The following is a 21,296-nucleotide window of genomic DNA, read 5'->3' as shown; positions in this document are numbered from 1 at the left end:
GCTTAAATTTAATGCGCCTTTTTTTGCGAGTGCGCCTTTAAATCTATAGCTTGCCGTTGCGCGAGATAGCTAAAATTCAAGCGTAAATTTAAGCAGCTCGCCGTGTAAATTTAAATGCGATCGTCAAATGCAAGCGGATTTTAAATTTAATGAAATTTCGGATCTGTTTGCGGATGCAGGGGTTAAAATTTTAAGGATAGATATGGTTAGAAAATTTTTACTTAGTATGGCTTTGTGTGCGGCTGCATTCGGCGCGGGCGGCTTTGTGCCAAGCGGCTCCGCGGCGCAAACTCAACCGTCAAGCGTCAAAGAAGCGCTTAAATTAAGAGATGATTCTTTTGTCGTAATCGACGGCAAGATAAAATCTCAACTCAGACACGAGCATTATAGATTTGTGGATCAAAACGGCGATAGCATCGAGGTCGAGATCGACGATGACGTTTGGCGCGACGTGAGCGTGGATGAAAATACGCTCGTGCGAATTAGCGGCGAGATCGATAAAGATTTTACCAAAACGACGATAGACGTGAAAAATATCAAAATTTTAAATTCTAAATAAAGGAAAACTATGGATCTTTCAAAGATAAAAGTGGGCTCAAACCCCGATAAAATCAATGCAGTGATCGAGATCCCTTACGGCTCGAATATCAAATACGAGATCGACAAAGCAAGCGGTGCGCTCTACGTAGATCGCGTGCTCTACGGCGCGATGTTTTACCCCGCAAACTACGGCTTCATACCCAATACTCTAGCCGATGACGGCGATCCCGCGGATGTTTTGGTGCTAAACGAATACCCGCTTGCCGCAGGCAGCGTGATCCCGTGCCGCCTAATCGGCGTTTTGATGATGGAGGACGAAAGCGGAATGGACGAGAAGCTGCTTGCCGTGCCGGTTAGCAAGATCGATCCGCGATATGAGGGCATTAAATCTATCTCCGATCTGCCTAAAGCGACGCTGGATAAAATTAAAAATTTCTTCGAAACCTACAAGCTTTTAGAGCCGAATAAATGGGTCAAAGTAAAGGATTTCGCAAGCGCTGCCGAGGCCGAGAAAATCCTTGACAAAGCGATTAAGGCTTATAAATAAAATTTACAAGCATCCTTTGATTTGGAATTTCGCCTCACCTTTAAGACGCTGGCGAAATTCCAAAATTTTAAAATTTGATGGAATTTGCGAAGCGCAGAGCGATGTGAGGATTTTTAAATCAAGCTTGCAAAGCGCTCGCTTAAATTTTATAAATATCGCGCAGCTAGATACTAAAATTTTAAATTTTAAAAAGGCGACTCAAATGAAAAAGATTTATATCGCGCTATTTATAGCAGTTGCTTTTTCGCTCTGCATACAATCAATCTCCGGTTTTAAAGGCATTAAAATTAGTATGTCAAACGATGCGCAGGACATCCGCCTGAAGTTTAGCCCAAAGCTGAGAGAGGATCAAAATACGCAGATGCAAAACTTGGCGAATTTTTTACGCTTTAGCGATAAAGGGCGAGAGAATTACTATGGTATAAGCTTCTTTAGCGATATCGCTACGACGTGGGATTTGTATGAAAAGCTTGCGGACATTGATGAGCTAGACTTCGGCAGAAACGCGAATTTTATGACCGTTTCGCCGATTAGAGTGGATGAAGTTACACAGGTTCCGCCCGAGATTTGCTTGCTTTCAAATTTAAAAAAGCTCGATTTGCAAGGCACAAGAGTTTCGGATCTGCCCTCTTGCGTGCAAAATTTAAAAAAGCTCAAGTATTTAGGCTTGCGCGCTACCGAATTTACGGAGATTAGTGAAAATATCTCTAAAATTCCGAATCTTAAGACGCTGATTTTGGATCGTTGCCCCGTAAAAGAGTTGAGCGCGAATGTAGCGAATTTAAAGAATTTAGAATATCTCGAACTGGATGAAACGCATATTTCGCAATTGCCGCCACAGATTACAGGGATGAGCAAGCTGCGAGAGCTCCACTGTTATAGTTGTAATTTTTTACATACTTTGCCTACGTATCTAGCAGAGCTGAAAAGTCTGGAAATTTTATATCTTACGAACACGCATATAGAGGCGCTACCCGATGAGGTTTCGCGAATGCCGAGTCTAAAGGAACTAAGCGAAGATTTTACCTCTCCTCCTGAAAATATCGTAAATTTACCCAATCTTGAGGAGTGGGGTCATATGGACGAGCAGAGATTACGGCTCGCCGTGAAAATCCCGTCGCTCAAAAGGCTTCATATAAGTTCAAATATCAAAACGATCCCGTCCGAGTTAGGGGATTTGCATAATCTACAGGAGCTTGATATTTGGTCTGAAAATATACAAGAAATTCCTGAAAGTATCGGCGCATTAAAAAGCTTAAAAAAGCTTGATATTGGCAGATATAAGCAAGAGAGTCTGCCTGAGAGCATCGGCATGCTTGATGCTTTGGAAGAGCTGAAAATTAACAGCCAAGCCATTACGAAAATCCCTGAGAGCATCGGAAACCTACATAATTTAAAGGAGCTTTACATCCACGGCAAAAATATTACGCAGCTTCCGGAAAGCATCGGAAATTTAAAAAATTTAGAAATTTTAGATATCTCCGAGACTGCAATTAAAAAATTACCGCAGAGTATAAACAATATGACGAGTCTTAAATATCTTGATCTTCGCGATACCGATTTAGAGGAGCTTAACGTCGATTTTATCCGCCTTAGCAAACTTTACGGCATTAATTTGTATGGCGTTAAGCTTAAAAAGAAGCCCGTAGTTCCTAAGATAGAGGGAAGGCATATTGGCATTAGAGGATATGAGGATTAAATTTAAAACGAAGCTATGATTTGTCCGGCGCCGACATATACTGCGGCGGGAGTTTAAGCAAGTAATACAAGGAGATAAACCGCGCAAAAGATCGCTAGCCGGATCAGCCCTGCGCGCTAACGACGGCGAGACTTAGCGAGCTTTAAAACCTCCTTGCAGGCGCCGCGAATTTAAAAACCTCAGGCGCCGCGGAAAATAGAACAATTTATCTGTGTGGGCTCTTCCTTAAATTTAGCGAGCTTCGGAGTAAAATTTGAAGTTAAAATTTTTAAAGGACCACTGCGTTTATAAGACTTATCGTCACAAGCGGGCGAGATAGAGCGAAGAGAATAGATTGCGCTCATTGCCACAAAAAGCCTCTCGCTGCCTGGAAGCGAGATGATACGTCTGCAAGATTTACGACATTAAAATTCCCCCTGCGATTTGCTTAGTGTAGGGCTGTGCGCCTGCGAAATTTTTAGCACATACGGATGCTATGTTTTCCGGCTCGATAAATTTACACGGGCAAAAAATTCGATCTCTAAGCGAGGGAAAGACCGCGGACGTCATTGCAAAATTATAAAGCTGACATCAATTACAGACAGGAGCCCTTGGACTGCCGTGCTACGTAAAATTTGAAATTTACACGCCACATAAAATTCGGAAATCTAAATGATGCCAAATGATTTACTATCACCATCCTTTTTAAATTTAGTAATAAATCTATAAATTTTGATTCCAAAGGCTTTTGTTTTAATAAGACGTCAAACATTTGATTAAATTTTTAAAACTGAAACTCCCATGTGAGTTTATAGTTCCTACCCGGCGAGTAAAAGCGGTTGATGCCAAGCCCTGTTTCTTGATCTATCAGATTGCTAGTTCCAAAAGGCCTTATTGATCTGGCGCTTTCCCAAGTGATATATTTGCGATCGGTTATATTATATGCGCCTGCACGAAGAGTTAGATATTTGATCGGCTTTACATATGTTACGAAGTCTATCGTGGTATATCCGCCGCTTCTCCATTCCACTTCGCTATTGCTTACAGGTTTGCCGTTTACGATTTTGCCGCTTCGCGCTTGCTCATACCAATACATATTATAGGTGTCGTCTCCTTTTTTTGTAGCTACCGCAGTTACAAATAGATCCGCGCCGAATTTATCGCCTGGGCTTTGGTAGCTTACACTATAAACCGCCGTTCTAGGCTGGATCGCATTCATCGGGGTATCTATTTTGCCATTACCTATGTCCATTCTACCCTTTTGGATACTTAGCTTGTATCCAATGCTAAAACCCTGCAATGGCTGCCAAATTTGATCCAAAGCCAGTCTCGAGTCTATCTCTATTCCTCTTACCCTTGCTTTTGGACGATTTACGTTTTGATACACAGAGGCAGGCATTGTACTTCCACCGTTTCCATAAGGAAGCTGGAATTCCCCCTTATACTGTAAATCTATAAAATTCCTATAATCCGTTTGGAATAAATTCAATGTAACGAAGCTTGGAGAATTATGAAGCGTAAAGGCAATCTCTTTAGTCTTTGCCGTTTCTTTTTTCAAATCCAAATTCGGATATATCGAAAAATCAGGGTGCTGGAAAGTGAAGTAAATTTCATCCGAAGTAGGCGCCCTAAATCCGTTTGCATATTTAAGCTGAAGCCTGAAAAAATCAAGCGGATCGATGCTTGTAGATAAAGAATATGAATTTGCCGAATATTTTCTCTTCTGAGAAGCTAAATATACGGCATTGGCTTCTGCATTTGCATTCTTATGCGCCTTTATCTCATCACTAGACGGCGTACCGGGAAGCGGAGTATAAGGAACGAACATCCCGATAAATAGATCAGTTGGAATTTTTGGCGTAACGCCTGGGGTATATGATGGATTGTGTTTAACTTTATCATACCTATAATTAAGATCAAAGGCTAAAACATCGTTTATACGAAAGTCATCTCCCACATAAAGCGCTCCGGTTTTGGTCTCAACCGGAATAAGGAAGCTAAAAGGATCATCTTCGTGACCGCAAGCGTTATTATAGGCAGAGGCATTGGTATATGATTGGCATTTATCTGGATACCAAGTGCCTAATATGGGAAACTTAGGATTAGTATTTCTAACTCCTGCAAAGTATTTAGCCCACCATTGTTTATTTTGAGGAGAATAACCCGCCCTATTTACCATACTTTTATCGCTTTTACTATAAAGCCCTCCATAACTTAAAGAGTGTTCTGTGCTTTTTATATGAAAGTCTTTTGTAAGATCAAGATTAAACTGCTTAGTATCGGTATTTAAATCTCTATCCTTCCAGTTGTTTTCTACGTATCCATTTTGGCTAGGTAAAAGTATCTCATCCGAACCAACTGGTGATAATTTGCCGTAATTGCCTTTACTATAAGGCGTAGTTACTTTATTTATTGAATATGTTTTATATGTACCGCTATTTGTATCAAAAAGAGTCATACCTTTAGAGCAATCATATTCATCACAATTTATATAGGCATCATCATTAGGTTTATAACTGCTATATGCATTCATATCTAATATATGGGATTCATTCTTTGGATTATCCGGATCTGAAAAATCAAACTGACTATCTACTAACGTAGGCATAAATCCCCACTTTAGCCATGTCTTAACTTCCCCTCCATATTTGTCTACCATTTTTCCGTCTTTGTTTATATGAAGGCCAGATGGATTTGAATTTCCCGCGCAGTTATCGCCTTCGCAATACTCATCCGTTCTCGCTTTTAGCTTAATGTGTTGCTTGTTATAGCTAAATTTCAAGCTATCCCATAAAGGCGTTTCATCGAAATTCTCGTAAGTGAACGAATAGTTTTTTCTTTCGCTTCTATCGTTGGTATGTCGTATGTCATTAGTCAAGGCTCCCCAAGGAGTTTGCGTATTATAAAGAGCAAATTGATTCGACCAGTCTATTCCCTCTGATTTTATATTAGACTTATCGTATCCTAAGCTAAATCTATCGGTATCGGTAGGCTGAAAGCCAAATTTTACCAATGTGCTTTTTTTGTAAATTCTATAAGGATCAGGCTTTTCTCTAACTTTTCTTATAACAGTAGGATCATATTTTTTATATCCCCAGTTTTTTAGTTCATGTCCTTCTCTATCGGTGTGAATAGCCAAGAGATCAAACCACTTAAACCTAACTGCAGCTGCGTGGCTTTGCCAGTTTTGTCTATCCGCACTTTGATACCCGCGTTTAAATCCGTAATACCAATCCTTCTCCGTTAGATAATCTCTCGCATCCTTTGTCTCAAACGCTACTGAGCCACCTAGCGCGCCCGAGCCTCTTTTTACCGAATCTGCACCTTTAGTGATATCTACCTGTCTTACGTTTTCAACCTCAACGCCGTTTCTAGTATTATTAAAGTTTCCATATCCTTCAAATAGATCTTTAAAACCTTGCGAGCTTAATGTTTCTGCTTGGCGAAGTCCATCTATGCTTATATCTACGCGGTTTTCATCTACTCCGCGGATCGAGTAGCCACTAGCACCGAATCTTCCGCTTTCGACAACTGAAACGCCGGTTTCGTGACGAACCATATCTCTGCTATCGCTAACTTGCTCTTTAGCGAGTTGCTTGGCGCTCTTTTTAGTTTCGCCGACTTTTTTGGTAAGCGGGTCGCTTTCTACGTTTCCCGTAACATTGATCTGCCCTAAATTTTGGGAGCCACCTTCGCTATCATCCTGTGCAGCTAAAGTGGCCGCGCATAAACAAAGCGCCCCCCCCGCTGCAATAAAAAACCTAAATAAGCTCATTTTGATCCTTTTATAATACTATTTCTCATAGGCGTTATTAAAAAAAGCAGTATATTAGTGAAAAATTCTTTAAATTTAAATTAAAAAGAATTTTATTTATCATTTATAGTTATAGAACTTAATTAAATTTAAAGAATTCCCAGGTTTACGCCTTTATCTCTTAAATTTACATTTTTTAAAATTACAAATTTTTACTTTAAATTTAAAAGTATTTTTATGAAATACTAAACGATGACGGGTAAATAAATTTTGAAATTTTAAGTTAAAAAATTTTAAAATTTTATTATAAGCAAGCGGAATTTTATCTACGCACGTAGTATTTCGGGCATCATGGCGGACTGGCATTTTTACGAAGCCGCGCTCGGTAAAATTTATAAAATTTCGAATTTCCGTAAATTTACTGCGCGTTTGCGGCGCAAAATTCCTCATTTAGCATCTATAGGCTCGGGTTGCGCGCGGGCTTAATGCGTTGCTAGCCCTGGCGCAAACCGAACAGAACCGCGTTAGCTCTCCTTCAAAAGCTTGGTTAGCGCCGTGTCGCTTTCGTCGTGCTTGCGGATGTTTTTATAAATTTTATTGAAATAAATTTCTAAAAATTCCTGATCGTCGATCTTTTCTTCGCCCTTTTTCGGCGCGATCTTTCGGTACTCGCCGCTGCTTTGTAGCTCGAATGCAAGCTCGTTATCACTTAGCTGAAGTTTTAAAATTTCTTTGAGCTTGTTTTGCAAATTTTCGTTGTAAATCGGGCTCATTAGTTCCAGTCTGCGCTCCAAATTTCGCGGCATCCAATCCGCGCTCGCGATGTATAGGCTGGGCTGGGCGTGCGCGAAGTAAAAAATTCTAGCGTGCTCCAGGTATTTGCCGACGATCGAGATCACGCGGATATTTTCGCTAACGCCCTTAAGTGCGGGGCGCAAGCAGCAGATGCCGCGCACGATGAGATCGATCTTTACGCCCGCAGCGCTTGCTTTATACAGCGCCTTGATCATATCGCCGTCGACAAGAGCGTTCATCTTAGCGATGATCCTGCCGGCAGAGCCTTGCTTTTCCTCATTTTTTATCATCGCCAGGAGCCGCTCTTTGATCTGCATCGGCGACATAGAGAGGTTGTCCAGCTTGCGGTTTTTGTTGTAGCCCGAGAGGATGTGGAAGAAATTCGTCGTGTCCTTATCGAAGCGATCGCCGCAGGTAAAAAAGCTCACGTCGGTGTAAATTTTAGCGCTCGAGCCGTTGTAGTTGCCCGTGCCTAAGTGGATATAAAATTTTAACTTACCGTCCTCTTTTTTGATGATCTGAGTTACCTTGGCGTGGACTTTAAAACCCGTGATGCCGTAGATCACGTGCGCGCCCGCGTCTTCGAGCGCTTTCGCCCAGTGCAGGTTGTTTTCCTCATCAAACCTCGCCTTAAGCTCGACCATTACCGTCACCTGCTTGCCGTCGCTTGCGGCTTCGATCAGGCTTTGAACGATCGGGGAGTTTTTCTCCACGCGATACAGCGTCATGCGGATCGAGATGACTTTCGGATCCTTAGCTGCTTCTTTGATGAGCTTTTGGACAGGATCGAAGCTCTCGTAAGGATGGATCAGCAGGATATCCTCCTTCTCCATCGCGCTCATAACGGAGGTGTTTTCGTTAAAGGGGGGCAGCGTCTTTGGTAGATACTGAGGATGGGCTAGAAAGGAAAAATCCTTATTAGAAGCGATCTCCCAAAGCCCGTCCAGCGTAAGTGGCACGGCACATTCATATATATCTTTGTAAAAAATTTTAAGATGGGAATTTAGAAATTCTAATAGTTCAGCATCGGCGTCCTTTTCGATCTGAAGCCGTACGAAAGCCCCCTTGCGGCGCAGCTTAAGCCCCGCTTCCAGGATCATCATAAAATCGTCCGCTTCCTCCTCCTCGATTACGATATCTGCGTTTCGCGTGACGCGGAAGGCTGCGGAGCTGATGAGCTTGTAGCCGGGGAAAATTTCCTCCGCGTGGCGCTTTACGATAGTGCCGATCGGCACGTAGGTATTTTGCGCGACCTGCACGAAGCGCGGAATCACGCGCGGAATTCTAATCATTCCAAAATGCACCGACTCGGGAGCGCCCTCATCGCAGAGCTTGACCGCAAGGGAGAAGCTGAGATTATTTAGATGCGGAAAAGGATGAGTTGCATCCACTGCAATCGGGACGATGACGGGCATTATCTGCGAGAAGAAAAACTCGTCCGCCACGGGCTTTAGCTCGGGCTGCAGTTCGTCGTAGCTTTTGATAAAAAGCCCGTTTTTGCAAAGTTCCTTTTGGATGCCGAAATACTGCTGCTCAAGCTCGGTTTGTTCGTTTCTTAGATAGGAGCGGATCGCGCGTAGCTGCTCAAGAGGCGTCATCTCATCGTCCCCGCTGGTTATAACGCCGGCGGTGAAAAGCTGCTTTAGACCCGCCACGCGGATCATATAAAATTCGTCTAAATTCGTGCTGTAAATGGCTAGAAATTTTAATTTTTCAATTAGCGGGATATCCTTTTTGCATTGTTCCAGCACGCGAGTATTGAAGCGTAGCCAGCTTAGCTCGCGGTTTATAAAATTATTTTGTGTTTGCATAAAAACTCCTTTTTGAATATTAATTCTAAGATTATAGCCCAATTAAGATTAAATTTTAAAGTCCGAATTTCATGAGCTTGCAAGTGGGGCAATTTAGTATTTAAAATTCTGCTCTAATTCCCTATTTTTCCTAAATCCTTGCACATTTGCGCGTCGCCGTCTTTGCAGCCCAGCTTTAAATACCGCCTCAAATATAAAATTTGCTCTTCCTCCTCCTCGCTCATATCAAGCACCCATTTGCACGCCTCCTTTACATTACCCTTATCGCAAGCCTTCTTGCAAAAATTTTTGCCTTTATTTTTATCTACTTTAGCCCACAACAGCAGTCCGTAAGCGTAGCACGAAGGGTAATGCTCTCCGTTGCAGCCGATTTCATAAAATTTCATAACCTCATTTATATTCTCATTCTCTCTGTTTAACGATGTGGCAAAGTGCCCGCATCCTGCGGGATTTCCTGCATTGCAGGATTTTTTAAAATACTCTTTTGCCGCAAGCTCATCCTTTTTTACGCCCTCGCCGTAAAAATATAAAAGCCCGTAATCGTCGCAAAATTTCGCGTCTAGCTCGCAAGCTCTTTCGTAATATGTCTTGATTTTCGCGTGTTTTTCGTCCAAAGAAGTAAGCGAATACGCTTGTCCCATAAAAATGCAGCCTTTGGCATATCCCAAACTGCATGATTTTTCAAAAAATTCTAATGCCAAATCGTCGTTTTTTCGTGCGCAAGATTTATTATTTAGAATTAAAGCCGCCAAATAGCATGCTTCGCCGTCGCCGCTATTACATTTCTTTAAATTTAAATCGTAAATATCGCACGCAGGCGCCCCTAGAGAATAAATTTCGCTTACGCTCGCGGCTTTCAAAAACAGAACCGACGCTAGTACAAACAATAGTGCTTTCATTTTAATCCTTACGAATGATATAAATTTAAATTTAGATCGGCAGGCGACGTAAATTTTATCTCTTTGCTATCGGCTACGCTTTTGTTGGGTTCTGCCGCGGCTTGCGTTATTAAAGGCGCCAAAATTGCTGGATAAAATTCTTTCATTATCGCTCTTTGCCCTTCTTTGGATTCGCCATCTTTTACTCCTTTGTTGAATTTGCGTTGTATTTATCAGTTATTTCTTCAAATGCTTCTATCGCACACTTTACGGGATCGTGTTCCTCCTCATCTCGTAAGCAGTTTTCTAAAGCTACCTTTAACGCGCAAGATCTTAGTTTAAATATTCTTTCTTCTTCCAAGCGTTCTGAATACTTTTCGCAAGCTATAGTGTAGTTCATTACAGCCTTTTTAATGTTGCCTCTTAAACCTATATCATGAATTCCGAGGTTAAAACAAGAGGCTGCAACACCCGCCTTGCAGGATTTTTCTAAGGGCACAAAAGCCGCTTCGCGCATACCGAGTTCAATACCCAATATAGAACCAAGATCCGAGCATCCGATCATATCTCCGCCATCACATTTTTTAGATAAAATTTCTATTAGCTTAGTACAAGAGCTATATTTGCCGTTTCCTTTATAGCATTCGTTATAAAGATTTTCCTCTTCAGCCGTATGCTTACCAGCCATTACGATAGAAGCTAAAAATATCATAGAATAAAATACAAAATTAATTTTCCCCATACAATTTCCTTTCGACACCTTCAAAAATAATTTTACCTTTTTTTATAGGGTTACACTCTTTGTCTTTCAGGCAAGCTTTCAGTTCCTCGATATTTTTGCAAACTATATCTCTATCTTTAAGATCGCTATTACAAACTTTTTCAAGACTTTTAATTGCTGCTTGCATATTACCGTTTACATATATATCTAGCGTACCCAATATAAAACAGTGATATGTACTATTAGAATCACACAGCTTAATCAGATATTTCGTAGCTTCCTCTATTCGGCGTAATGATCGCAAAAGATCACTCTGTATAGCACATGAGCGCATATCACCGCCATCGCACTCTTTAGATAAAATTTCAACGAGTTTATTGCACGAACTATATTTTCCGTCACCGTAATCGCAGGATTTCAAAAGCGCTCTTTGCTCTTCGCTCCTCAAATCTTCTAACTTTTTAAACCTGTTAAAGACGATTGTGCCGCAGCAGGGATCGCCGAGAATACCGTTATAAACGCAAATAACGAAATTTTAAGATAAAATTTTTTCATTATTGCTCTTTGCCCTTCTTTGGATTTGCCATCTTTTACTCCTTAATTAAAAATTTTAATTTTGCATTATACTTTTAGCCGTGTAGTAAATACTTTCTATCACTTTCAATGGATTACATTCGCTATTGCTTAAACACTCTTTTAATTTATCTTCGGCCATGCAAGATACTTGTAGAAGTTTTTCATCTTTAAATGCCAAGCTTGCAAGCTTTTGAAAAACTAGCATACGCTCTATTTATATTATCTGTGCGCCCAAGCTCATCTGATCCTAATTTAAAGCAATAAAACGCCAAATCCGCATCGCAAGCTTTCTGTAATGGTGCGATAGACTCTTCGGTCTTGCCTATCTCATATAGCACATATCCGAGCTCTCCGCATTTTTCGGCATTGTCAATATCGCAATGCTTTGATAATATATCCGTTAGCTTCGTGCAAGCACTATATTTCCCGTCGCCCTTATTGCAAAGCGAATGTAAATTTGCTAAATCCTTTTCTTTAAAATCGAAACCTGCATACGCACACGAGAATGCCAACATCGCTATCAATACCAAACTTTTCATATCATTGCTCCACTATCCAGTTTAGAAGCTCTTTGCCTCTTTTTATCGGATTACATTCCGTATCTTTTAAGCAAATTTCAAGCTCGCTTTTAAATTTGCAATATTCCTCACTGCCATCAATTTTGGCATCGCAAATTTTATCCAAGCTTCTTATCGCCCTATCGATATTTCCCGTAGCTACTATATCCGTCGTCATTAACGAAACGCAAGATAACAGTAAATTTGCATCGCAAGCCTTGCTTAAAGGAGCGATAGCGTCTCTGTATCGTCCGAATGCAGATAAAAACTCTCCCGCAATCTCGCAGCTCCTAAAATCTTCATTATCGCATCTTTTGGTTAAAATTTCAGCCAGTTTCATACACGCGCTGTATTTCCCATCGCCGTCATCGCAAGAGATCGCTAAATCTTTTTCCTCTTGCGTTTTGAAGTCGTCTATGCTTACTTTTGCCGCCGCAGGGATGGCTATTAATACCGCCATAAACGTGAGTATATAAATTTTAAGATAGAATTTTTTCATTAACACTCCTTGTTTTAAGCGGCGATTATATATAAAAATTTTTAGCTGCTTCTTAAAATTTAAGAGGCGCGGTAGCGCAATAAGTGCGCCGTAATCCCGCCCGCCGCCCACACTTAAATGAAATTTTAAAATTTCGCCGCCCGCCGCCCGCTACGCACGAAAGCTCCATAATCCGCCGTAAAATTTCGCTCGCAACGGGTCTAAATCGCGCGGGCATAATCCGCCGCCTACCTCCCGTCTAAATTTAAAATTTCACTCGAAATTTCATCTATCGTCGCGTTGAAATCCTCCGCCAGCGCGCGCTTTAGCTCCTCTTTCGCCGCCATCATATCGCGCACGATCGCAGCTTCAAACTCCTCTCGATTAAGCGCCTCGTCGCCCTTAGCAAACGCAAAATCCAGCCCAAACCACGTAGCCACGGCAAACGCAGGCACGCATACCACCGCGCCCGGGCCGCATACGAGCCCTGCGCTACCGCTAGTCGCGCTGGCGCCCGCCTTGGTAATGGTCTTCGCGCCCGTTTTAGCCGCAGTTTTAGCGAGGCTCTTGCTTATCAGCTTTGCGCCCAGCACGCCGCCCAGCGCCCCTAGCCCCGTCCCGCTCGCGCGATACGCCTTGCTTTTTAGGCTGAAGCTCTGCGTGACGTTGAGATCAACTTTCGCGCCGTATTTTTTGAGCGTAAAATTTAGCGAGCTCTCATAATTTTTGACGTTCGCCGCAGCGATTTTAGCGATATTTTCGCCAAAATCTTTCGGAAAACTCTCGCTCACGAAGAGCGCAAATTTCTCATTCAGATACGCCCCCGCGTCATCGTCCCACACGCCGTGCCACAGCACCAGATAATCGCTCAGAAACGAGTAATTGAAATCCGCCATTTTCTGTGCGCTAAGCCTCGCGCCCTCGTCGTAAACGGCGTCGATGTAGCTATTCAGCGCGGATGCGGCGTTTGCTTCCGCGGCGAAGCGCGTAGCGTTTAGCTCGCCTCTTAGAACGTCCGCCTCGCGCGCGCTTAAGATCAGCCGCTCGCCGCTTTGCAGCACGATCTGCACGCTCGTTTCGACCGCGCTTTTAGGATGTGTGCTCTCCGCTCCGCTGCCTGCCGTGCGCGTCTGCGCGGCGCAGATCAAACACAGCGTGACGTAGGCAAGCGCAAATATCGTGCCGCTAAAGCGCCCTATTTTGGGCGCGGCTGCGGCTCGCGGCATAAAAAGCACGAAGGCGCAAAGATGCAAGATCGCGCAGTAAAAGAGGAAATCTCCCGCGCAGATCAGAAACAAAAGAGCGATTTTTAGCGCGCTAGGGCTCTGCGACAGCGCCAGCTCGAACAGCGCGTTTTTATAAAATTTCAAAGCGTAAATTTCATTTAGCAGAGCGGATTTGAAGTGCGCTTGCGGCGCGGTAGATTTTAAAATTTCAAAAATTTCAGCTACCGATGCGGGGCTTGGTGCGGAATTTTCAGCCAAATTATCGGCGGACGCGTTCGGCGTGGCGGGAGTTGGAGCTAAATTTAAATTTTGTACTGCGGCTGAGCTTGCCGTAGAATTTTTAGCGAAGGTTTGCGGCGCAGCGGCGGGATCTGCCTTAGAATTTTCAGCCGAGACCTGCGCTACCGTGACGGAGCCCGCTTTAAAATTTGCGGGCGAAGCGGTGAGATTTTTAGCGGCATCCGCTGCGGGCTTGATAATGCTATTCGCCTCGGAATTTCCAATAACTATGGCGGCGTTATTCGCAGCGGAATTTTTAGCGGCATTATCTGTTGTAAAATTTCCGACGGGCGCGGAAGCGTTGTTTGTCGCGAAGTCTTCGGCGGATGAAGCGGTGCGGGCGGGCGGAGTAAAATTTATCGCGGAATTTTGAGAGTGCGCGATAGTATCTGCGCCGTCCGCAAGCCGCAAATAGGCTAAATTTATGGCAAAATTTACCGCTACGGCAAGCGCGGCGAGCAGCAAAATGCTAAGTTTGAGCGATAAAATTCTAGGATTTTTAATCTCTTTTAGGCTGAGCTTAAGCACCGCCAGACGCATCAGAGCAAGAGCTGCAGGCAGTGCCGCGAGCGTCACGAATAGCTCTGCGCCGCGCAGATCCGCTAGGCCTAGCGCCAAAGTGGCGCTTAAGAGGATTGCGCCCGCGAAGGCTAAAACCCCGCTTATCAGCCTGCCTCTAAAAATTTTAATCAAAGTCCCGCCGCTGCGAAATAGCGCCGCATTGGCGCGCTGCTTCGCCTCGTAAAAAAAGCTAAATAGCACCCTAAATTGCGCGTAAGCCCAAAACGCCGCCAGCGCGCAAAAGCCCGCGTCACTGAAATCCTGCGCGTAAAGTGCGAAACAAAAAATGCTAACGATCAGCGCTAGCCTAAGCGCTATTTCACAGATCCAGCGGCGCGTCGTCGTCATCGAGCCTGTTTGCCTCATTGATCTTTGGAATGCCCATTTCTTCGATATTTAGAGGCGGTGCGGGTTTAAATTTCGCCTCGTCCTCTTGCGGTTCAAAAGGCGGCTCATCGCGCTCGCCATTTTCAAAATACACAGCGTCCTCTTGCTGCGTGTTCTTTACGCCTTGTGATATGCTCTCTACGCCTTGCTGTGCGCCTTTTATGCCCCGCGATGTGTCTTTTACGCCTCGCGGAGTGCCTGCTAAATTTTTATGCACGTCTATTTCTGGTACGACGCCGCCCGCTCTCGCATCATCTAAATTTTGCTCCTCAAATTCTTGCTTTTGCGGTGCGTTCTGTGCCGCGCGCTGTACCTCTGCCAAGCCCTGCTCTACGCTAAATTTAGACTCGCCGTCTATCTCCTCGCCGTCCTGCGCATCGCTTTGACCGAAGCTAGGCATCTCGTCAAAGTCGATATTTACACTGGAATTTCTGGCGCTCGCGGAGCTTTCATTTAAACTTACGCCGCTATTTTGCGCTTCGTTAAAATTTTGGGCTTCATTAAAATTCTGCGTTAAATTTTGCTGCAAATTCTGAGCTGCACCCTGCTGCGCCGTATCAAGACGCGGCGCAACAGGCTCCTCAAAGCCCTGATCTTGCAGCTGCGAGACGTAGTCGAGATTGTCGTTTTCGTTAAAGATCGCGCTCTCGCTGGGCTCGCCGCCGAAGCTCGTATCGACAAAGCGGGTAAATCTGCCCTGAAAGCCCACCTCGATCGTCCTACCCGCCTCGCCCGAGCGGTTTTTGCCGACGATGATTTCGGCTTTTTCCTGATAGTCGTTGCGCCTAAATACGGGCTCGCCCGCGTCCTTGCCCTCGGCCTCCAGCCGCGAAATGCGCTCGCGCTCCATCTGCTCTTTATAAACCTCGTCGCGATAGACGAAAAGTATGATGTCGGCGTCCTGCTCGATCGCGCCGCTTTCGCGCAGATCGCTTAGCATCGGGCGTTTGTTCGAGCGCGCCTCGAGCGAGCGGTTTAGCTGCGACAGCGCGATGATCGGGATGTTTAGCTCGCGCGCCAAGAGCTTGAGTCCGCGTGAAATTTCGGCGATTTGCAGGTGGCGCTCGGAGTAGTTGCTCGTGCTCGTCATAAGTCCGATGTAATCGATCACGCAAAGCTCGATGTTGGCATCCGCGGATTTGAGCTTGCGCAGCTGGGTGCGGACCTGGTGGATGTTCACGTAGCCGCTATCATAGACGAAAAGCGGCATATTCAGCACCGCGTCGCAAGCGTCGTTGAAGCGCGTCCAGTCGTCGTCGCTGAGCTTGGCGCTCATTATGTCGCTTAGCGGGATCGAGCTAAGCGCGCTTAGTATGCGATACATCAGCTGCACGGAGGGCATCTCGAGCGAGAAAAATACGACGCCTTTGCCGCTTTGCAGCGTTTTCATCATCAAATTTAGCGCAAATGCGGTCTTTCCCATGCCGGGACGGGCGGCGATAATGATAAGCTCGCCCGGTTTCAGCCCCTTCGTGCAGTCGTTTAGGAAGCGAAAGCCCGTATCCAGCCCCACGAGCTCCGAGCCTGCGAGCGCCTTTTGGCGTTTCAGCTCCTCTACCACGTCGGCGATAATCTCGTGCGATTTTTTGATGCCGCCGTGGCACTCCTCGTCGATGAGCTCGTAAATCTTAGAGCTGATTTTATCGGCGGTGTCTTTGCTGCGCACGGCTTCATTTACCATCGAAGGGATCTCGTGCGCGACCTTGATTAGCGAGCGCTTGATCGATTTTTCACGCAGCTCGAGCGCGTATTTTGGGGCATCGACCACGCCGCTAGTGGCTACGACCTCGGTAAATGCGCCATCGTCGTAGCGCTCGGCTAGCCATTTTTTAACGAAGCTCGGCGCGATCGGCTCGTTGTGCGAGGAGCACTTGACGATCGCCTCGTAGATATCGGCGTGCGGCTTGTAGAAAAAATCGCCGACCGAGATTATCTCGCTCAGCTCGCCGTATGCGTCCTCGTTTTGCAAAAGCGAGCTTAAGATCGCGCGCTCCATATCCAGATCGTATAAATTTGCAGGCACATTCTGCTTCGTTGCCATCGCTTCCCCTCGTTTCGCGCGCTTTTGCGCGTCTAAATTTTAAGCTCTATAAAATCGTAAATTTTAATCCACAGCCCCGGTACGCGCTTTTGAAAAGCGATGCGGCTTTGAACGCTCGTCGCGATCTTGGAACTATCGCGGCTTTGAAAGTTTTGTGCTTCCGAGAGCCCGCGAAGCTCGAAGCTTTGCGGCTCAAAATCTCGCTAGATCAAACAGCTTGCGATCTTAAAAGCTCGAACGCTTTTGAAACTTAACGCTACCAAAAGCCGCGCAATTTTAAGCTGCTACGCTCTTATGCCGCATATACCGCGGCGACTTTAAGGCTACACCAAAGGCTACGGCAGCGGATTTAAAATTTTGAAATTTCATAGAGCTTGAAATTTCGCTAGGGCTTAGAATTTTTTAAAATTTTAAGCCCGCCCATTAAAATTTAGCGCCTCGAGTTAGTGCGCCAAATTTTATGCTCACTCCGTAGCGAGCGAATGTTGCTAAATTTAAACCGAATGTCGCGACTTGAAATTTCCCAAGCGCCTTAAATAGTGGGCCGAAGCCGCGGCATTTAAATTTAACATTCGCCCGCTGTTTCGCAAAACAGCATGTCCGGCGCTTACGCGGCTCATCTAAGCGCAGGGCCCGCACGGCTGTCGTGAGCGTGAGCGCATTAAATTAACGCGACTGGTCTTGAACGCCAAATTTTAACTCTACGCAGCTGAGCCCTACGGTTTAAAATTTTGTGCCTTAAAATTTCACACTGCAAATTCTGCTCTATAAAATTCCGCTTCAAATCGCGAGGTTGAAATTTTAAAATGAAATTTCAAGACGAAATTCCAAAGCTACAATTTTAAACTCAAAAATTTCACACGAAATTTCAGCGCTAAAATTCCAAACCGAAATTCCAAGCCGCACTCCCCAAAGGCTCAAATTTAAAAGCGCCGCCTTAAGGATGAAATTTTAAAATTTCACGCCAAGACGCGCTGTACCTATAAACCTAAACGAACCGCGATGAGCCCAAGCGCGCCTTAAAACGCCAAGCAAACTATAACTAGCCAAGCGCGCCAAAATTCAGAGCCGAGCCGCCCAAGAGCCACGAATCATAGCGACATTTAAACTGCTAGGCGCCGCAGCCCTCACGCTCCTTCTCGAACCCGCACCTCGTCCTCGACCTCTTGCAAAAACCGCTCCACGAGCTTGCTCTCATCGAGTTTGGCGACCACTTCGCCGTGGCGCATCACGATGCCGCGCCCGTTGCCGAACGCGATCGCCACGTCCGCGCCTTTCGCCTCGCCGATCGCATTTACGACGCAGCCCATGACGCTGATATTTAGCGGCATTTTGATATGCGCGGTTTTTTCTTCGACGATTTTGATCGCGCTTAGTAGATCGCTTTGCAAACGCCCGCAGGTAGGGCACGAGATGATATTGACGCCGCTTTTTTGCACGCCCGCATCCTGCAGGATCGCGCGCGCGACGCGGATTTCCTCCTCAAGCTCGCCCGTGATACTCACGCGCATTGTATCGCCGATCCCCTCCATCAAAAGCGTGCCCAGCGCGATTGCGCTCTTGATGCTCGCGTGAAATTTCGTCCCCGCCTCGGTCACGCCCAGATGAAAAGGATACTCGCATAGCGGGCGCAGCGCGCGATACGCAGCCACCGTGCTCGGCGCGTCGGAGGTCTTAAGCGAGATCGCGATGTCGCTAAAGTCCTCATCCTGCAGCAGCGCGGCGTTATACAGCGCGCTTTGCACCATTGCCTCCACGTTGCGGCCGTATTTTTGCTCAAACTGCTCCTCGAGTGAGCCCAAATTTACGCCGATACGGATAGGCAGGCTGCGAGCTTTACACGCGCGCACGACCTCTTTAATGCGGTCCTTGCCACCGATATTGCCGGGATTTATGCGGATAGCATCGACGAATTCCGCAACCTGCAGCGCCAAGCGAAAATTAAAATGGATGTCCGCTACGATGGGAAGCGGCGAGCTTTTTTTGATCCGCGCGAGCGCGTCCGCGTCCGCTTTATCGAGCACGGCGCAGCGCACGATGTCGCAGCCAGCAAAATACAGGCGGTTAATTTGCTCTAGCGTGCCCTCCACGTCCTTGGTCTTAGAAAAGCTCATCGACTGCACGGAGATGGGCGCGCCGCCGCCGATTTTGACGGAGCCGACGGAGATTTGGCGGGTCGGATAGCGATTTTTCAAATTTAAGCCTTTAGAATTTTTTGCGCTATTTTATTCAAAACGGGGTTAAAATTTAATAATTCGCGCTCGCTAGCCGCCGTAGAATTTCGCCTGCAGGATTTTACCCACTAAATTTTACTTTCGCGCTTGCAAAAAATTTCATTTCGCCGCGAAATTTGAGTGAATAGAGTCTATAAAATTCCGCCATCTAATAAAATTCTAAAAATTCCAGTAGCAAGCGAAACTCTACAAAATTTGATGGCAAGTAAAATTTATCAAACCACGCAGCCAAGCAAAATTTCGCAAACTTGGCAGGCAAGCGAAATTTAATAAACCACGTAGCCAAGCAAAATTCCGCGAATTTAGTAGGCTAGGCAAGCGAAGTTCTCGACATAAAATTACGAAATTAAGCTCTTGAAATTTCGGCGAAATTTTACTTGCAGTATCGTCGCAGTGCCCGCTCGCGCAAAACTAGTGCAGTCTGGTTTATCCTAGCAGCGCGGCATGCAGCCGTGAAATTTCAAAGCGCATGGATGAAATATGAAAATTTTATCTTTAATTGCAGCAGTAGGGCATTTTTCGCACGGCGGCAAAGCCGAAAAAACGTCAGCCGTTCGTGTTTTTGCAATGCAAGCGCCCGTATCGCGATCTTACATAGGCAGCGAAATTGATCCGCCCAAGTATATGAAATTGCGTCGGCGTGCCGCCTAGGCTAGCGCACCAGCTCCATATTCACCTTGACCCTGCTCATCTTATCCTGCAGCATATCCATCACCGACTCATTGCGCGACGAAGCGTCATCCGTCGGGGCTTCGTGCTGCTGCCACTTGCTTTTCGGCGCGGCGGGGCCCCACTGCGACGAAAATATCAGCCCGCGCTTTTTCTCGGTCTCAGGCGCAGGCTCATAAGGCTGTGGAGCGGGCTTCGCCCAACGCTCATCATAACGCATCGCGGCACCTTGTCCTAGCGCATTACCCCGCTTTGGCGACGACATCTTACCAAGCGCGCTACCGCTAGGGCGCCCTATCGCACGGCTAGAGCGAGCAGATGTGGGAAGATAGGGCGCGCGGGCATTTTGACGAGCCGTATATTTCGTGGCGCTCGAATGAGATGCAGCTGCATGCCCCATAGCGCTAGAACGAGTTGCACTATAGACGCGGAGAGCTTGCGGCTGTGCAATTCGAGTCGTCGTTAATTTGCGAGCTTGTGTGTCTACGGTTTTGCCGGTCTGATCATCCGCGCCTCCGTGAGTTTGCGCGCTTACGCTTCTCCGCATATCTGCGCCTCTGTAAGTTTGCTCCGTATCGTGAGCGCTTGACGCCTCATCCTCATAAATACGAGTCTTTGGCAAACGCATCAGCGTCGCGACTAGGCTCTTGCTAGCTCCATTCTGACTGCCTGATTGATTAGCTGGGCTCATAGATGCTTTATTTCTCGCAGAATGCGATGCGAAATTTTGCCCAGAATTTTTAGTAAAATTTTTCACACTTTTTTGCGTGGAATTTTTAGCGAAATTCCTAGACGCACGCGTATTTTTTATGAACTTGGGATTTGAAAGGCTTTTAGCATTTGCAGGTTTTTTAGCATGCGGCTCGGCAGAGGATTTTACCGAGGTATTTTTACTCGGATGATCTTTGGCTCGCAGATTTTGAGATGAAATTTTAGATTTATAGTTTTGCAACGCGGCGGGCGATTTGTGGCTTTGCTCCGCGGCAAAAACGCTAGAGAAGCTCGCCAAAATGAACGCGATTAAAAAGATACGAGCTAAATTTTTCATCGTTTTCCTTTCAATGGATTTTAGGCGAAATTTAGCAAAGCTTAGATTAAGCCGCGTTAAATTTAATGAGTGAGGCTATAAAATTTCAGCTCTAATTCAAAGCCGTATCGCCAAACAAAAGCCCGAATAAAGGCTAAGCTTTAAAAATTCCGCAGCTAGGATTCTGTTTGGCAATAGAATTTTATCACACTAAAAATATGACGCCACGAAAAAATTTTATCTTGTAAGCGTTTAGGTGGGATAGCTGAAAATTTTAAAGTTTTAGAATTCTGCGCTTAAATTTTGAGTGGCAAGTCAGAATTTAAGGAAAAAAGCAAGCTCAAATAAAGTTTTTAAATTTAAAGGATAATGCGGCAAAACCGTAAATTTGCGGTGAGATACGAAATTTATAAGATCATGCAGTGACTAAAAATCACACCACTTAATCGTTAATTCATAATAAATCGCCGCGCTTCAGACGTATCTAAAACGCGGCACATATCATTTTAGCGGCGTGTAGCTACAATATCGCCGCAC

General features: G+C 45.3%; 17 protein-coding genes. 5 read left to right on the top strand and 12 right to left on the bottom strand.

All coding sequences use genetic code 11. From position 1 onward, the window contains the following. Positions 1-127: 127 nt before the first annotated feature. The 3 genes from Q0380_RS10410 to Q0380_RS10400 all read left to right on the top strand — a co-directional run bounded on the left by Q0380_RS10410 (position 128) and on the right by Q0380_RS10400 (position 2,786). Positions 128-559 (top strand): NirD/YgiW/YdeI family stress tolerance protein, encoded by a 432-nt coding sequence (locus Q0380_RS10410; RefSeq protein WP_298963482.1) that lies wholly within the window; start codon positions 128-130, stop codon positions 557-559. Between the two features lie 9 nt (positions 560-568). Then, positions 569-1,087, top strand: coding sequence for an inorganic diphosphatase (gene ppa, locus Q0380_RS10405; protein ID WP_298963480.1), 519 nt, complete (start codon positions 569-571; stop codon positions 1,085-1,087). 202 nt (positions 1,088-1,289) lie between these two features. Beyond that, complete coding sequence (locus Q0380_RS10400) at positions 1,290-2,786, top strand: hypothetical protein (RefSeq protein ID WP_298963478.1); 1,497 nt, start codon at positions 1,290-1,292, stop codon at positions 2,784-2,786. A gap of 763 nt (positions 2,787-3,549) precedes the next feature. Here the strand turns inward: Q0380_RS10400 and Q0380_RS10395 are convergent. From Q0380_RS10395 to ispG, 11 genes are all read right to left on the bottom strand, one after another. Next, positions 3,550-6,540: a TonB-dependent hemoglobin/transferrin/lactoferrin family receptor gene (locus tag Q0380_RS10395; protein WP_298963476.1), complete on the bottom strand. Its 2,991-nt coding sequence runs from the start codon at positions 6,538-6,540 to the stop codon at positions 3,550-3,552. Between the two features lie 503 nt (positions 6,541-7,043). Then, positions 7,044-9,125 (bottom strand): RNA degradosome polyphosphate kinase, encoded by a 2,082-nt coding sequence (locus tag Q0380_RS10390; RefSeq protein ID WP_298963474.1) that lies wholly within the window; start codon positions 9,123-9,125, stop codon positions 7,044-7,046. Positions 9,126-9,238: 113 nt separating this feature from the next. Beyond that, the gene (locus Q0380_RS10385) at positions 9,239-10,024 is read right to left on the bottom strand and encodes a hypothetical protein (RefSeq protein WP_298963472.1); all 786 of its coding nucleotides are present in this window, start codon (positions 10,022-10,024) and stop codon (positions 9,239-9,241) included. A gap of 8 nt (positions 10,025-10,032) precedes the next feature. Then, positions 10,033-10,170: a hypothetical protein gene (locus Q0380_RS10380; protein WP_298963470.1), complete on the bottom strand. Its 138-nt coding sequence runs from the start codon at positions 10,168-10,170 to the stop codon at positions 10,033-10,035. 35 nt (positions 10,171-10,205) lie between these two features. Further along, complete coding sequence (locus Q0380_RS10375) at positions 10,206-10,745, bottom strand: hypothetical protein (protein WP_298963468.1); 540 nt, start codon at positions 10,743-10,745, stop codon at positions 10,206-10,208. Further along, positions 10,732-11,145: a hypothetical protein gene (locus tag Q0380_RS10370; RefSeq protein ID WP_298963466.1), complete on the bottom strand. Its 414-nt coding sequence runs from the start codon at positions 11,143-11,145 to the stop codon at positions 10,732-10,734. Before Q0380_RS10370 ends, Q0380_RS10375 begins: the two co-directional genes overlap by 14 nt. 322 nt (positions 11,146-11,467) lie before the next feature. Beyond that, a complete protein-coding gene (locus Q0380_RS10365; protein WP_298963464.1) occupies positions 11,468-11,839 on the bottom strand; it encodes a hypothetical protein in 372 nt (123 codons plus the stop codon). Between the two features lies 1 nt (position 11,840). Beyond that, positions 11,841-12,356: a hypothetical protein gene (locus tag Q0380_RS10360; protein WP_298963461.1), complete on the bottom strand. Its 516-nt coding sequence runs from the start codon at positions 12,354-12,356 to the stop codon at positions 11,841-11,843. A gap of 227 nt (positions 12,357-12,583) precedes the next feature. Beyond that, the gene (locus Q0380_RS10355; RefSeq protein ID WP_298963458.1) at positions 12,584-14,767 is read right to left on the bottom strand and encodes a hypothetical protein; all 2,184 of its coding nucleotides are present in this window, start codon (positions 14,765-14,767) and stop codon (positions 12,584-12,586) included. After that, a complete protein-coding gene (locus Q0380_RS10350) occupies positions 14,721-16,829 on the bottom strand; it encodes a replicative DNA helicase (protein ID WP_298963455.1) in 2,109 nt (702 codons plus the stop codon). The genes Q0380_RS10355 and Q0380_RS10350 overlap by 47 nt, the downstream gene beginning before the upstream one ends. 1,127 nt (positions 16,830-17,956) lie before the next feature. Continuing rightward, a complete protein-coding gene (gene ispG, locus Q0380_RS10345; RefSeq protein WP_298963452.1) occupies positions 17,957-19,024 on the bottom strand; it encodes a flavodoxin-dependent (E)-4-hydroxy-3-methylbut-2-enyl-diphosphate synthase in 1,068 nt (355 codons plus the stop codon). Between the two features lie 159 nt (positions 19,025-19,183). Between ispG and Q0380_RS10340 the strand changes: the two genes are divergently transcribed. Both Q0380_RS10340 and Q0380_RS10335 read left to right on the top strand, forming a co-directional pair. Continuing rightward, a complete protein-coding gene (locus Q0380_RS10340; protein WP_298963449.1) occupies positions 19,184-19,333 on the top strand; it encodes a hypothetical protein in 150 nt (49 codons plus the stop codon). Positions 19,334-19,543: 210 nt separating this feature from the next. Continuing rightward, positions 19,544-19,714: a hypothetical protein gene (locus Q0380_RS10335; protein WP_298963446.1), complete on the top strand. Its 171-nt coding sequence runs from the start codon at positions 19,544-19,546 to the stop codon at positions 19,712-19,714. 1 nt (position 19,715) lies between these two features. On the opposite strand, the gene Q0380_RS10330 is transcribed toward Q0380_RS10335, so the two are convergent. After that, positions 19,716-20,780 (bottom strand): hypothetical protein, encoded by a 1,065-nt coding sequence (locus Q0380_RS10330; RefSeq protein WP_298963444.1) that lies wholly within the window; start codon positions 20,778-20,780, stop codon positions 19,716-19,718. Positions 20,781-21,296: the final 516 nt, after the last annotated feature.

This window comes from uncultured Campylobacter sp., from assembly GCF_937959485.1.
Lineage (GTDB): Bacteria > Campylobacterota > Campylobacteria > Campylobacterales > Campylobacteraceae > Campylobacter_B.
The sequence above is the reverse complement of the archived record's forward strand: the minus strand, read 5'-3'. Positions and strand labels throughout refer to the sequence as shown.

Coding starts and splice junctions, on each gene's coding strand:
- Q0380_RS10410 (WP_298963482.1), top strand. CDS start 128: ATGCAAGCGGATTTTAAATTTAATGAAATTTCGGATCTGTTTGCGGAT.
- ppa (WP_298963480.1), top strand. CDS start 569: ATGGATCTTTCAAAGATAAAAGTGGGCTCAAACCCCGATAAAATCAAT.
- Q0380_RS10400 (WP_298963478.1), top strand. CDS start 1,290: ATGAAAAAGATTTATATCGCGCTATTTATAGCAGTTGCTTTTTCGCTC.
- Q0380_RS10395 (WP_298963476.1), bottom strand. CDS start 6,540: ATGAGCTTATTTAGGTTTTTTATTGCAGCGGGGGGGGCGCTTTGTTTA.
- Q0380_RS10390 (WP_298963474.1), bottom strand. CDS start 9,125: ATGCAAACACAAAATAATTTTATAAACCGCGAGCTAAGCTGGCTACGC.
- Q0380_RS10385 (WP_298963472.1), bottom strand. CDS start 10,024: ATGAAAGCACTATTGTTTGTACTAGCGTCGGTTCTGTTTTTGAAAGCC.
- Q0380_RS10380 (WP_298963470.1), bottom strand. CDS start 10,170: ATGAAAGAATTTTATCCAGCAATTTTGGCGCCTTTAATAACGCAAGCC.
- Q0380_RS10375 (WP_298963468.1), bottom strand. CDS start 10,745: ATGGGGAAAATTAATTTTGTATTTTATTCTATGATATTTTTAGCTTCT.
- Q0380_RS10365 (WP_298963464.1), bottom strand. CDS start 11,839: ATGAAAAGTTTGGTATTGATAGCGATGTTGGCATTCTCGTGTGCGTAT.
- Q0380_RS10360 (WP_298963461.1), bottom strand. CDS start 12,356: ATGAAAAAATTCTATCTTAAAATTTATATACTCACGTTTATGGCGGTA.
- Q0380_RS10355 (WP_298963458.1), bottom strand. CDS start 14,767: ATGAGGCAAACAGGCTCGATGACGACGACGCGCCGCTGGATCTGTGAA.
- Q0380_RS10350 (WP_298963455.1), bottom strand. CDS start 16,829: ATGGCAACGAAGCAGAATGTGCCTGCAAATTTATACGATCTGGATATG.
- Q0380_RS10335 (WP_298963446.1), top strand. CDS start 19,544: ATGAAAATTTTATCTTTAATTGCAGCAGTAGGGCATTTTTCGCACGGC.
- Q0380_RS10330 (WP_298963444.1), bottom strand. CDS start 20,780: ATGAAAAATTTAGCTCGTATCTTTTTAATCGCGTTCATTTTGGCGAGC.